Genomic DNA, 12,895 nt, shown 5'->3' with positions numbered 1-12,895 from the left:
CGGCAGCGTCAGTTTTTAAAAAGAGACGGTAAATACAAATTAAAAAAAAAATAACAGTTTTTTGGCCCCCCCCCTTGCTAAGGGGGGGTTGGGGGGGGTCATATTTCGCGAAACGTAGCGCGGCCCAACCACCGTGGGAAACACAAATTCGTAATCGCCACCGACAAACTTGAGACTTTCGGTGTAGCGAATCGTAACTTCAATTTTTTCGCCCGGTTTGATATTAGCCAGAGACTGAGTAAAAATATTAGATCGTTCTTGTTCCAACAAACCCGCAGTCCGGCCTTGTTCGCGAGCTTTTTGGTAAATTTCCAAAGCTTCATCGCGCCGTTTGATATCACCTTTAATAATGCGATCGCCGATTTTAATTTCCATGTCATCCACCGCCGCTTCGTCGGGTAAAGGAAAGACATAAACAGCTTCTAAAGATTCGGGAAAAGGATTTTCAAACTTCTGAACAACTTCGACACGGGAGATATTGCCGGCAATTTTGGCTTTAACTTCAGTTTTTTTGAGAGGAAAAACTTGTTCTCTGGCAGTATTTTGGGTTTTGACGAACAAACCGCCTACATGACAGCGAGTTTCGGGCGATCGGGCTTCCACGTTGCAACCAACATCGTTACTAGCGACGATTTTCGGCGACAGAGGTGAGTAATTGTGCTCCCTAGCGTTGGCTAGAGCCGCGTTTGGAGCTAGCCACACGCCACACTCGTTAGCGAAGCCCTCGAAGAGGATCGCAGCAAACAATGCGATACCAGCAGAAAGCAATTGTTGAGGGGACAGAACGCAGACAAACTTCATAGCGTATTTATCATCAGACTTGAGGTGCTCTGTCTACTATGACCTTAGCATTGGCGAAACGTTCCTGAGTTACCTTTCTCGAAACAGTGAGGGAACCTGTGTTTTGCATTTACATAGAGCAGTTCTCATAAAAATTAATACCGGATGCGGGAAACTCAGCGACTTTAGTCCTGAGAGGGAAGCGACACGGGGACTGAAGTCAAGAGTGTTCTTTCTTGTTGCTATTTTTATTGAGATATTGTATTATGTTCCACAAGTAAGTAAGAACAAACATCTACGTGTTGAGACATCCTAGTACGGAGAAATTCCCGCCCCTGGAAACAACGGTTGAGCGCAAGTTTGATGACAGTATGACAGTAAAGGGCAAATAACAGCAGGTTGTTGAGCGTACCGTATTTTGGCAAGCGTGATGGTTCAGAAAACTTTAAAACGACAAAAGTAGCTAGAAACCTAAACTTGATTTGGGTGACTAAGTAGACGTTGTTTGGCTAGCGTAGCGAGAATCAGACTTTAGTAATAACTAAAGTTATTCTGTCAGCAGAATCGAGCGTGGCTTTAGCCCGCTTGAGTGTCAACAAGATGAGGTATTGACAGATCTATCTCTCAATCCCTGACTCCCCCAATCTACAATCTAAAATCGACTGACTTCTCAATCTAAAATCTAAAATCCCTCAATCTAAAATCGACTGACTTCTCACCTTTTGGAGAGTGTCAAATATGTAAATTATTGATAGTGCTGTCCCCCCGAACGATCGACTTCGCTCGGGGGGGACAGCACTATATAATTCCGATGCTACCGGATTTGATATTGGATCTGCTACATCCCGTATCTTCAGGCTTGACTGCTTGCTTAAACTTTCGCTTCCAAAGACTTGAGAAACTCCGTATTTACCCCCGACTCCCGCGTCAGAGCGATTTTTCCAGTCCGAGCAATTTCCTTAATCCCAAATTTATTTAGAACTTGGACGATCGCCACCATTTTACCCGGATCTCCGACAACTTCCAAAGTCAGCGTATCATCACCAATATCCACCACTCGCGCTCTAAAAATCTGAGCTAACTCAATGATCTCCGATCGCGTCCCGCTAGCGGCATTAACTTTCAGCAACATCAACTCCCGTTCCACACAGGGAGTTTCCGTTATATCCTGAACTTTGAGCACATTAATCAACTTGTACAGTTGCTTGGTCAACTGTTCGATCACTCGATCGTCTCCCGGTACAACCATCGTAATCCGAGACACTCCCACTTGCTCCGCCGGGCCGACGGCCAGACTTTCAATATTAAAACCCCGACGGGCAAACAAACCAGCAATTCGAGTGAGGACACCCGCTTCATCTTCAACTAAAACCGAAAGAGTGTGTTTCATTTCTCCAAAAAAGACGCATTTCGTGCAATTCTACTTTCGCCAATTCTCCTTTTAGCAGAACTGCACGGTCATTGAACCTTCATTAAACAATATGTTTGGCTCAAAATTATTTAGGCTTTTTCCCTGACGGAAACCGAAATTTTGAGACCAATTGGTCTCAAAAATCCTTTAAAGAAAAACCCGGTGTTGCAGCGATGGCATTTGTCGGCGGACTTGTTCTAGCCGATCGGGATTAATTTCTGCAATCGCCACACCCGGTTCTTCTCCCGCGTCCGCCAAAACCACACCCCAAGGGTCTACAATCATCGCGTGACCGTGAGTTTGACGGCGGCCGTAGTGGCGTCCAGTCTGTGCCGGGGCGATCGCGTAACAAGTATTTTCGATCGCCCTAGCTTGCAGCAAAACCTTCCAGTGATCCTTACCCGTGTAAGCCGTAAAAGCGGCCGGCACGAACAAAACATCAGCACCCTTGTGCGACAAATACCTGTACATTTCCGGGAACCGCACGTCATAGCACACAGAAAGTCCCAGCGTCCCCAACTCCGGCGACACATAAACCTGCGGCCAATCTTCACCAGCTTTCACCGTGTTTGATTCCCTGTAAGTAATGCCGTCTGGTACATTCACATCAAATAAATGTACTTTTTTGTACCTTGCCAACTCCTTGCCGTTTGGGTCTACCAGCAAACAAGTATTGTATACCTTCCCGCTCTCGGTCGGCACCGGAAACCCGCCGCCCAGAATCGTTACCTGGAAGCGCAGGGCCATAGTTTTGAGGAATTTTTCGCTTTGGAGTCCGAGATCCTCTGCTTGAGCAATTTTATCCTCTTCTTCTCCCATAAAGCAAAAATTTTCTGGTAAGGAAATTAATTCCGCACCCCGACGCACTGCCAGGTCGATTAATTCCTCTGCCTGTACCAAATTTTTTTGCAGGTCAGGCAAGCTAGTCATTTGAATTGCTGCGGCGAGATAAGACTTCATCGATTCACAATATTAGTCATTAGTCAGTTGTCAGTTGTCAGTTGTCAGTTGTTAGTTGTTAGTTGTTATTGGTGAGGCCATACAAATAACCAATGCCGATGCCCGATGCCCTCTTTGCCCCATGCCCTGCGCCCACCCATGCCCACCTCATATTTCTGATAAAGGCTATAGAGTTTGAGAGTTTTGATTTTTGAGTTTTCAATCAACCTTTAATTCATCACTCAAAACTCAAAACTCTCAACTTTTTTACTGGATTTTGCGACCTAATTTCGCTCAAATCTTACGGTAGCGGATGGAAAAGCAAGTCTGGGAAAAAGCGGTTAAATTCAATCAAACCCGCAGCTTGAATTGAGATCCAGAGGATGGCCAATACTGGTGCTGTCGAAAGAAACTTGACAAAATATTGCATGAATTCTGCTCCTGAAAATTTGAGACAGGTGGTAATTGTCGGTCTACCGCTAATTGCGCTAATTTGCAGTGCAATTGGTTAACTACTAGCTATTAGCGCCGATCCATTTCCCAATTTTAGCGGGGGGAAACAGTAATTTCGTCGTCCTTAGCAAACATTTCACCGGTGGTGATTTCTTTGACAGCCGCCAGAGGCCACAAAACACCGCTCAGCATACAGCTAATTGCCAAAGGAACGTCGATAATAATCTCTTTTTCCTCGGGAGTTGATGATTTTTTGGCTGCTTGCAGGTAAGCGCGGCCCACCCAACCAATCCAACCAGCAATATACAAGAACAGGACGCTGGGAATCAAAAAGTCGCCAGCGAAACTCAAATTGCCGTCTACGATTAAGTGCGGGTATCCTTCCGGGCCGCACATCTCGGCAGAATAACGCTCGAATCGCGCTTTAGCAGATGCTGGGTCGCCATTTGTAGAACGCGCATTTTTAGCAAGTTCTTGGAATGCGGGAGAGTCTTTGCACGGCACTAAATTGTAAGCCGAAGCAACTGGAGCAAAACTGAACCACAGACTAACCACTAAAATTGCAGCAAACAATCGTCGCATGAAATTGTTTCCCTTTGTTACAAAACAATAAGTTTTTTTACAAGCATTTCAACTTGCCGATCGCGAATCTAGATTACCGCACTTGCTGAGAGTGTAAAATCTCCATCATTGATGCGGGAAAACCCAATACAATCAGGGATTCGCATTTTATCAGTCAGCGTGAGAGCTAGCAATACCGCAAAGATATTTCACAGCTTGCATCACTTCTCGATCGCCCGCATCTGTCCACAGGAGAGGCAGATGCTCCTAGGAGCTATAACCTGAGTACAAGTATAGCGGGGGAGTTGCGCCGAATTAGTTAAGCTAGCAATAGCTAACCTATCAAATAAAATTACCAGTTAATGGCAACCATTTTCGCGATCGAAACAAGTTGTGACGAAACAGCAGCAGCAATTGTTAAGAATCGTCAAGTTTGCAGCAATGTTGTAGCATCACAAATTAAAATCCACCAGCAGTATGGTGGAGTAGTGCCCGAAGTAGCTTCGCGCAGTCACCTAGAAATGCTAAATCAGGTAATTGCCCAGTGTTTGAGTGAAGCCAACCTGAGTTGGTCAGAAATTGACGGCATTGCAGCCACTTGTGCACCCGGTTTAGTAGGTGCATTGTTAGTCGGGCTCACAGCAGCCAAAACCTTAGCAATAGTCCACCAAAAACCTTTTTTAGGTGTCCACCACCTCGAAGGACACATCTACGCTTCTTACCTTACCGAACCCGACTTGCAGCCGCCATTTTTGTGCTTGTTAGTTTCCGGGGGACACACCAGCTTGATTTACGTCAAAGATTGTGGCGTTTACGAAACAGTAGGACAAACACGCGACGATGCGGCCGGTGAAGCTTTTGATAAAGTCGCCCGACTCTTGCAGCTAGGATATCCAGGCGGGCCGGTAATTGACCAATTAGCAGCCCTTGGCAATCCCCAAGCATACCCCCTACCAGAAGGCAGAATTTCGATGCCGGGAGGCGGCTACCATCCCTACGATAGTAGCTTTAGCGGGTTGAAAACAGCAGTTTTGCAATTAGTGCAGAAACTTAAAAAACAAGATATTAATACCGGTGGCGAAGGCATTTTAGCTGACTCTACAATTAATGATATTGCGGCGAGTTTTCAGGAAACAGTAGCTAAGAGTTTAACAAAAAGAGCGATCGGCTGCGCGCTAGATTTCGGGCTCAGCACTATAGTAGTAGGCGGCGGAGTTGCAGCAAACAGCGGACTGCGAAAACACTTACAAACAGCAGCAACCAAACACAACTTGCGAGTATTGTTTCCCCCATTAAAATATTGTACGGACAACGCAGCAATGATCGGCTGTGCCGCAGCAGAACACTTGCAGCGAGGACACGCATCACCGCTGAATTTAGGAGCAAATTCGCGGATGGCAGTTAGCGATATCATGCAATTGTACAGTAGTTGACTGTTAGTTGTTATTGGTTAGTTGTTATTGGTTATTGGTTATTAGTTATTGGTTATTGGTTATTAGTTAGTGGTTATTTAACAGCTAACAACTAACAGCTAACCAATAACAAACAAAAACTAACAACTAATATTAATTTCATAAAGTAGCGCTATATATTACCCCCCCAACCCCCCCGATGCTTTGGGGGGGGCTAAGAATTCATCCATACCACATATGAAAGAAAAATGTTATAACAAATAAAAAATAAAAAATAACAAATAACAAATAACAGTCAACCAAACCATGAAAATCAGATCCGCAGTAGAAAGCGATTTACCAGCAATTGTTCAAATATATAACGCAGCAATACCGGGCAGAATGTCCACAGCAGATTTAGAACCAGTCTCAGTAGAAAATCGCCTCGCGTGGTACAGAGAACATTCTCCCAATACCTGGCCGATTTGGGTAATGGAATCCGAACAAAATATTGTGGGGTGGCTGAGTTTTCAGCTTTTCTACGGACGCGCCGCCTATCAGCATACAGCAGAAGTTAGCCTCTACGTTTCGCCCGATCGCCAACGCTGCGGAATTGGACAAAAATTATTGCAATCGGCAATCCTGCGGAGTCCCGAATTGCAACTTAAAAACCTGATAGGCCTGATTTTTGCCCACAATCAGCCGAGTTTAAGATTGTTCGAGAAATTTGGCTTTCAGCAGTGGGGATATCTGCCGCAAGTCACCGAACTTGATGGCGTTGAAAGGGATATCGTAATTCTCGGTTTGCGTTGTTTGTAGGGAAACGGCAATGCCGTTTCCCTACCATCGGCCTGATTTGGAGGAGACGGCAATGCCGTTTCCCTACTCTGCTACAATTATGATTTCATCCAAAGATGCGATCGCCACATCAGCCTTTTCCAAATGACTAGCCAAAGCATTTCCCCAACAAATCCCGATACAGCCAGCCGCCCCCGCATTCTGACCCATCTGAATATCACCCGTTGAATCTCCCACCATCAAAGTCGCTGCGGGATTTACTCCCAGTTGTTCGCAAGCTTGCAAAAACAATCTCGGATTTGGTTTATTAAGTTCCGTCGAATCCACACCCATTTCTAACTGAATCCAATCGCTTAATTCATGGGTTTTTACAAATTTCTGCACCGCCGCCGTCGTAGCAGCAGACAAAATCCCCAGCTTTAAACCAGCTTCCGAAAGAGTTTTCAGCACTTCCAAACTGCCGACAAACATAGGAGAAGATGACGCATTTTTAAACATTTCGTCCGCTTCATTAAAAGCGCGGCCCGCAATAGTTAAAGATTCCAACCATCCCCTGCCAGTTTCCGCAATGTATCCCGCCGCCACAATCTCATTTTCTCTGCGACTGCCCACTGCTAGCAAACCCGTGGGGTCAATGCTGCCGCTTTCGATGCCGAAAGCCATTTGTAAAGGCTCTCCAACGCCGGGAATTTGAGCATCTGCGAGGCGCGCTCGCTTAAGCCCCAAAAGTCTCAAAAACTCCTGAGAATCCTCTAGAGTGCCGTCTTTGTCAAAGATTATGGCTTGAATATTTGAGAAGGTAATGTCTCGACATTTAATACTTACCAAGAATCATAACTCCGAAATTTCTATATTTTTTTGTATTGTCTCATGTTGTGCTGTTTTTGGCAATTGTTTTGAGCGCAATGATACTCTTGTCCCCCCCTTCTTAAGGGGGGTTAGGGGGGATCTAGGCCCTAACTATTACGATCGCACTCTGCCAACAACTCCTGACAAACTCCTTCACAATACTGCAACACATCAACATTCGTCAACCTGACAACTTTGAGTCCATACCCCTCTAAAATCCCTGTTCTTTCTGCATCATGTTGTTTCCCCTGTTCCGTAAAATGACTTTCCCCATCTACCTCAATTACCAATCTTAAAGCAGCACAATAAAAATCCACAATAAAATTGTCTATCGGTCGCTGCCTCAAAACTCGAAAAGGGAAATTTCTTAGACAATTTTGCCAAAGTTTTTTTTCGGCTGGAGTTGGATTTTTCCGAATTTCCTGGGCGATTGGGATAAGTTTTTGGTTGTAAGGTAGGTGGAAATTAGAGTCGTTTAATTTGGTCATAATTCTCCTCCTGTCGATCCGGAGATCCCCCCTAACCCCCCTTAAGAAAGGGGGAACAAGAATGCTCTTAAAGTCAACCCCTACTCCCCTTCTTAAGGGAAATGCGAGGGGGATCTCCGGGGCATAAATATATTAAGTAAACCGTATTTGGTCGTAATTCTCCTTTTCTCGATCCGGAGATCCCCCCTAACCCCCCTTAAGAAAGGGGGAACAAGAATGCTCTTAAAGTCAACCCCTACTCCCCTTCTTAAGGGGAATGCGAGGGGGATCTCCGGGGCATAAATATATTAAGTAAACCGTATTTGGTCGTAATTCTCCTTTTCTCGATCCGGAGATCCCCCCTAACCCCCCTTCTTAAGGGGGGGACAAGAGTTGAAGCCGCTAATTTTTATCTAAAATATCATCAGTCAAAATTCCACATTGCTTAAAATCTTCCTGCTAAATTTGCCACTATTAATGCTATTTGAACAGGCTTCACAGGCTTAGCAATATGTGTTTGAAAACCCGCTGCGATCGCCCTTTCGCGCTCTTGCTCGCTCGCATACGCAGTCAGCGCCGCCGCCGGAATTTTTCCTCCGGCTGCAGCAGCCAGAGCTCGCACTTGCCGAATTAAAGAATATCCGTTTTCTTCGGGCATTCCCAAATCCGAAATCAGCACGTCATATCTGCCCGGATTTTCCGTCAAAGCAGCCATCGCTACTTTGACAGATTCCGCCGTCAATACCTCCGCGCCGTAGCTTTCGAGCACAAATTTTAAGAGCTCGCGGGTATCAGCTTCATCATCCACAACTAAAACCTGCAAATTTTCTAAAGAAGGGACACGATCGCCTAAAGTGTTAAAAGGCTCTGACAGTGCAGCCGACTCTAAAGCGTTTAGCCGTGCAATATCTTCAGCCTCGCCTCGCAGGGGCAATCTCACAGTTATTGTAGTTCCTTTTTTCTCCCCCTGACTATCCGCTTGCACCCTTCCCCCGTGCAATTCGACGAGATGGTAGACGATCGACAAACCCAATCCCAGACCTTGATTTGTCTTAGTCGTGCTAGAATCTCCTTGGCGGAAGCGATCGAAAATATGCGGCAACAACTCCGGCGCAATCCCTTTTCCCGTGTCGGTGACTTGAATTTGAGCGATCTCGTCGATCGCCTGTAAAGCAACTTCCACTCGTCCCCCCGGCGGAGTAAACTTAATCGCATTAGACAAGATATTCCACACAACTTGTTGCAAGCGATCGGCATCGCCCAAGACAGTTACAGAAGTCAACTGCGAAACAATTTCAAGGTTTTTGGCTTCCGCTGATAATTGCAGCCCATCGATCGCCCCTTGCACCACAGAAGCCAGATCGATCGAACTAATATTGAGTTGAAGCTTACCGTTAGTAATCCGCGAAATATCGATAATATCTTCGATTAACTGAGCTTGCGTCATAGCGCTGCGCTCGATCACATCTAGGGCGCGATCGATGGCTGCTTCCCTCAAGTTTCCGGTGCGAAGCAGTTGCGCCCACGCCAGAATCGGAGTCAGGGGATTGCGGAGCTCGTGGGAGAGATTCGCCAGAAATTCATCCTTAGCTCTGTTAGCAATTTCTGCTTGTTGGCGGGCCAACTTTTCCTGCTCCAATAACTGCGATCGCTCTGTCTCAAACTGCTTGCGATCGGTGATATCCTCCACCGACAGCAGAATCATCGAAACCCTCTCTTCTGACTCAACTTTACAAGCATTTAGCAGCACAGTTTTCGGCCCTAGCCGCTCAAAAACCTGCTCCACCTCAAAATTTTTAACTTCCACATTATTCAGCAGAATATCTTGCAACATACCTCGCAGTTGCGAGATATTCCACTGCCCCTCAGCAATTTCAAACAAACAAGTTTGGGCGGTTTCTGAAGATGAAACTTTAAACATTTCGTAGAACGATCGATTAGCGGTATTCACTCGGAAACCAGCATCCAGCACGATTAAAGGAGTTGGCACACTTTCCACAATTGTTTCTGCATAGTTGCGGGCTGTTTCTAGCGTTGCAGCACTGCGTTTGAGAGCGTCAATATCGATCAAAACCATCACCACACCCTCAATCTGGTTTTCCGTTGTGCGGTAAGGACGAATGCGGAGCGCGTACCAATATCCCGATGCAGTTTGCACTTCTTGTTCTTTGGTATTGAGAGTATCGAGCACCTCCCAAATCATCGCTTCTAAATTGGGAATTTCCAGATTGGCTCGGATGTCGCTAAACGGGCGTCCGACATCCGTAGAAATTAGATTGAACAGCCGCTGCGCCATCGGCGTAAAGCTGCGAATCCGCAAATCGTTTGCCAGCATTAAAATAGGAATACTGATACTTGCAAGCAAATTAGTCACATCGTTATTAACCTGCTGCAAATCTAGATTTCGAGTGCGAAGTTCCTCAACAGTGGTAATCAGTTCTTCATTAGTCGCCTGAATTTCTTCCTTTGCAGTTTCTAGTTCTTCGTTAATGCTTTGCAGTTCTTCATTGCTCGAAATAATTTCTTCGTTAGCAACTCTCAAGTCTTGATTGAGATTTTCTTGCTCCTCTACCACCGCTTGCAGGTGCGATTGAGCCACAGTTTTTTCTTGGTTGGCGGTGGCCAGTTCCTGTCTGAGCCGCACTATTTCCCGCTCCAAATCGCTTGGTTCTAAGCTGTCAAAAGTTACGTCAGCCAGATCTAGCGGTGGGGGTAAAGCTTCTTCAAAAACTATCAAAAAATAGCGCACTTCAGCGATCGCAGGTTGGAACGGAATCACCTCAAAATTAACAAAATTCGTGAATTCGCCCTCTTGCAGCCTCACCCGTTCTTTTTTCACCGTCACGTTCTGAGTTTGCGCTTGATAAATTGCCGTGCGAAGTTCCACAGACAATCCTGAAACCGCCATTGCAAACAAATTTAAACTCGGCGTTCCGGGTGTTAATTTCAAATAGCGATTGGTATCTCCCCGCAGTTGCACAATGTCCATCTGGTCGTTGACCACGGCCCCCACAAAAGCACAGCGATTTAAAATCAATTGGTCTGTTTCGCGTCGCAAGTCAAAGCTGTTAGCAAAATTGGGATTCATTCGCTGGGGATTTTCTATTTGGTTGAGGGGAGAGAAACTTGTTGCAAAGGACAGTCGGGGACGAGTCGCAGTTAACTTTTTGGCATAAATTTTCGACTGGCCGTCGGCTAAAGTAAATAAGTCCGAAGATTTCCCCGTACTTTCGGAAGTACCTAGCATCAAGAAGCCTGTTGGGTTGAGACTGTAATGAAAAATCGATAAAACTCGTTTTTGTAAAGGTTCTGCTAAATAAATCAGTACATTGCGGCAGCTAATCAAATCGAGATTAGAAAAAGGCGGGTCGATGCCTAAGTTTTGTCGGGCGAATACGCACAGTTCGCGGACTGCTTTGCTGATGCGATATCCGCCTGTTTCTAGGGGGACAAAGAAGCGAGCACGGCGTTCTGGTGAAACGCCTAACATCTGGTTTTCTGGGTAGAAACCAGACCGAGCTTTGCCGATCGCCCCTTCGCTGATATCTGTGGCAAAAATCTGGATCGGCAGCGAAAGATCCCGATCGCCCAAATACTCTAACAAGCAAATGGCGATCGAATAAACTTCTTCACCAGTCGAACATCCAGCCACCCAAATCCGCACCGGAGCCTCTGTTGATTTATTTTTAGTAATTGTGGGAAAAACTTGTTCTTTTAAGTGTTGAAAAACTTCTAAGTCGCGGAAAAAACTCGTGACGTGGATCAGGATTTCTTCATACAAAGCTCTGACTTCCGCCGGATGATCCAGCAAATATTGAGCGTAATCTGCCAATCGTTCCAGCTTGTACAGCAGCATCCGCCGCTGCATTCGCCGGTTCAGGGTGGCCGGTTTGTAGTTGCTGAAGTCAAAGCCCGTACTCGATTTGAGCAGGGCAAAAATCGTCGCCAGGGGCGATCCCGGTTCGGGCAATTCCTCAGCGTTAACCACCGGAAGCGGCAGGGCGATAAAGGCGTGGCGGCTGAGATTTGCTAATTCCCGCGCAATTGCTTCCGGCGGCAGAATGAAATCGACATTTCCTGTAGCGACGGCGGTACTGGGCATACTGTCAAATTTTGCGGTTGCTTCGCATTGAGCAAAAGTCACGCCTCCGGCTGCTTTGATGGCGTTGAGCCCCTGAGCGCCGTCTCCATCGGCCCCCGATAAAACTACCGCGATGGCTTTGTTTCCCCGATCGACTGCTAAGGACTCGAAAAACGCATCTCCCGGCATATATTTGCCAAAAATCTTTTCCCTCGGCATCAGTCTCAGCCTTCCTTCCTGCAGCAGCAGCTTGGTATTCGGCGCAATGATGTAGACATGGTTCGGTTCTGCGGCGATGCCGTCTTCCACCTCGCCCACGGGCATTTGCGTGGTTCTGCGGAGAATTTCGCCCAGCAAACTGTGGCGATCCGGCGCTAGGTGCTGGATCAGCACAAATGCCATGCCGGTATCTGCGGGTAAGTGGATCAGCAACTGGATGAATGCTTCCAACCCTCCTGCAGAGGCCACAATCCCGACGATCGGAAAAGGGGCATCGGTTTTAGCTTCGAGCTCTAAGTTTATCGCACCGGGGGCGATCGATCCCCATGTATTTTCGTTAAATAAGTTCATTTAAGTACCGCCGATTAGTAGCTAATTAATCTGGTCAGTTTGAAAAAATGTAATCGAGGTTAATTTATAGCAGTTTGAGCTGCTAAAATTGTGAAACCGTCTTATACCAATTTAATATGAAGTTGCATATATCCCGATCCCCCTAAATCCCCCTTAAGAAGGGGGACTTTGAGAAGAATCTTGTCCCCCCCTTCTTAAGGGGGGTTAGGGGGGATCAGATTCTATGCAGCCTCATAAAAAATTGGTATTAGGGATTAAGTACCCTGTTAGAGCGATGGTAGGAATTGGGCCCAAATACTTAAATAATCCTGTTTTTTTTTTATACTCTCCTCTGCCTGCCACCTTCAGAAACTACGCACAAAATCGCTTAAATGCTATTCCCCTAGGGCCTATTTGGTTGTCCCATCGTTCGGACTGAGAACCGGCTCGCATACCCCCTACTTTCTGTTCAAAAGACCCTATTTTAAGCTTTTATCGCCTTCTTGGCAAGCTAGGGCTATTTGACTTTAATAACTTGTTATACCATTTTTCTGACCTATGTGCTATGGATGAAGTCTTAGCCCCCCCGAAATCGCGGGGGGGTTGGGGGGGGTAA

9 protein-coding genes and 1 pseudogene are annotated in these 12,895 nt (G+C 46.2%); 2 read left to right on the top strand and 8 right to left on the bottom strand.

Going from position 1 to position 12,895, the window contains the following annotated elements; all coding sequences use genetic code 11:
- Window positions 1-81 precede the first annotated feature (81 nt).
- The 5 genes and pseudogenes from AACV78_RS09625 to AACV78_RS09605 form a co-directional block, all read right to left on the bottom strand.
- A pseudogene (locus AACV78_RS09625) lies at window positions 82-801 on the bottom strand (VIT domain-containing protein); the annotation flags it as partial.
- 850 nt (window positions 802-1,651) lie between these two features.
- Window positions 1,652-2,170 carry an acetolactate synthase small subunit gene (gene ilvN, locus AACV78_RS09620; RefSeq protein ID WP_194012453.1) on the bottom strand — a complete coding sequence of 173 codons (519 nt, stop codon included), beginning with the start codon at window positions 2,168-2,170 and terminating at the stop codon, window positions 1,652-1,654.
- Between the two features lie 168 nt (window positions 2,171-2,338).
- Window positions 2,339-3,151 (bottom strand): carbon-nitrogen hydrolase family protein, encoded by an 813-nt coding sequence (locus tag AACV78_RS09615; protein ID WP_194012452.1) that lies wholly within the window; start codon window positions 3,149-3,151, stop codon window positions 2,339-2,341.
- Window positions 3,152-3,431: 280 nt separating this feature from the next.
- A complete protein-coding gene (gene psaJ, locus AACV78_RS09610) occupies window positions 3,432-3,560 on the bottom strand; it encodes a photosystem I reaction center subunit IX (RefSeq protein WP_193971956.1) in 129 nt (42 codons plus the stop codon).
- Between the two features lie 116 nt (window positions 3,561-3,676).
- A complete protein-coding gene (locus AACV78_RS09605) occupies window positions 3,677-4,165 on the bottom strand; it encodes a Photosystem I reaction center subunit III (RefSeq protein WP_194012451.1) in 489 nt (162 codons plus the stop codon).
- A gap of 341 nt (window positions 4,166-4,506) precedes the next feature.
- On the opposite strand from AACV78_RS09605, the gene tsaD reads away from it, so the two are divergent.
- Both tsaD and AACV78_RS09595 read left to right on the top strand, forming a co-directional pair.
- Window positions 4,507-5,577, top strand: a complete 1,071-nt coding sequence (gene tsaD, locus AACV78_RS09600) for a tRNA (adenosine(37)-N6)-threonylcarbamoyltransferase complex transferase subunit TsaD (protein WP_194012450.1) — start codon at window positions 4,507-4,509, stop codon at window positions 5,575-5,577.
- Window positions 5,578-5,862: 285 nt separating this feature from the next.
- Entirely contained in the window at window positions 5,863-6,354 is a 492-nt protein-coding gene (locus tag AACV78_RS09595) for a GNAT family N-acetyltransferase (RefSeq protein WP_194012449.1), read from the top strand.
- 63 nt (window positions 6,355-6,417) lie between these two features.
- On the opposite strand, the gene AACV78_RS09590 is transcribed toward AACV78_RS09595, so the two are convergent.
- The 3 genes from AACV78_RS09590 to AACV78_RS09580 all read right to left on the bottom strand — a co-directional run bounded on the left by AACV78_RS09590 (window position 6,418) and on the right by AACV78_RS09580 (window position 12,300).
- A complete protein-coding gene (locus tag AACV78_RS09590; RefSeq protein ID WP_194012448.1) occupies window positions 6,418-7,161 on the bottom strand; it encodes an HAD family hydrolase in 744 nt (247 codons plus the stop codon).
- Window positions 7,162-7,289: 128 nt separating this feature from the next.
- Window positions 7,290-7,670: an endonuclease domain-containing protein gene (locus AACV78_RS09585; protein ID WP_194012447.1), complete on the bottom strand. Its 381-nt coding sequence runs from the start codon at window positions 7,668-7,670 to the stop codon at window positions 7,290-7,292.
- A 424-nt stretch (window positions 7,671-8,094) separates the two neighbouring features.
- Window positions 8,095-12,300: a CheR family methyltransferase gene (locus tag AACV78_RS09580; RefSeq protein WP_194012446.1), complete on the bottom strand. Its 4,206-nt coding sequence runs from the start codon at window positions 12,298-12,300 to the stop codon at window positions 8,095-8,097.
- Window positions 12,301-12,895 lie beyond the last annotated feature (595 nt).

Source organism: Tychonema sp. LEGE 07196 (assembly GCF_963890365.1).
Taxonomy (GTDB): domain Bacteria; phylum Cyanobacteriota; class Cyanobacteriia; order Cyanobacteriales; family Microcoleaceae; genus Microcoleus.
Note: the sequence above shows the minus strand (reverse complement) of the source record. Positions and strands in the feature narration are given on the sequence as shown.

What these genes read in the sequence shown, in the direction of transcription:
- ilvN (WP_194012453.1), bottom strand. Translation starts at nt 2,170, where the DNA reads ATGAAACACACTCTTTCGGTTTTAGTTGAAGATGAAGCGGGTGTCCTC.
- AACV78_RS09615 (WP_194012452.1), bottom strand. Translation starts at nt 3,151, where the DNA reads ATGAAGTCTTATCTCGCCGCAGCAATTCAAATGACTAGCTTGCCTGAC.
- psaJ (WP_193971956.1), bottom strand. Translation starts at nt 3,560, where the DNA reads ATGCAATATTTTGTCAAGTTTCTTTCGACAGCACCAGTATTGGCCATC.
- AACV78_RS09605 (WP_194012451.1), bottom strand. Translation starts at nt 4,165, where the DNA reads ATGCGACGATTGTTTGCTGCAATTTTAGTGGTTAGTCTGTGGTTCAGT.
- tsaD (WP_194012450.1), top strand. Translation starts at nt 4,507, where the DNA reads ATGGCAACCATTTTCGCGATCGAAACAAGTTGTGACGAAACAGCAGCA.
- AACV78_RS09595 (WP_194012449.1), top strand. Translation starts at nt 5,863, where the DNA reads ATGAAAATCAGATCCGCAGTAGAAAGCGATTTACCAGCAATTGTTCAA.
- AACV78_RS09585 (WP_194012447.1), bottom strand. Translation starts at nt 7,670, where the DNA reads ATGACCAAATTAAACGACTCTAATTTCCACCTACCTTACAACCAAAAA.
- AACV78_RS09580 (WP_194012446.1), bottom strand. Translation starts at nt 12,300, where the DNA reads ATGAACTTATTTAACGAAAATACATGGGGATCGATCGCCCCCGGTGCG.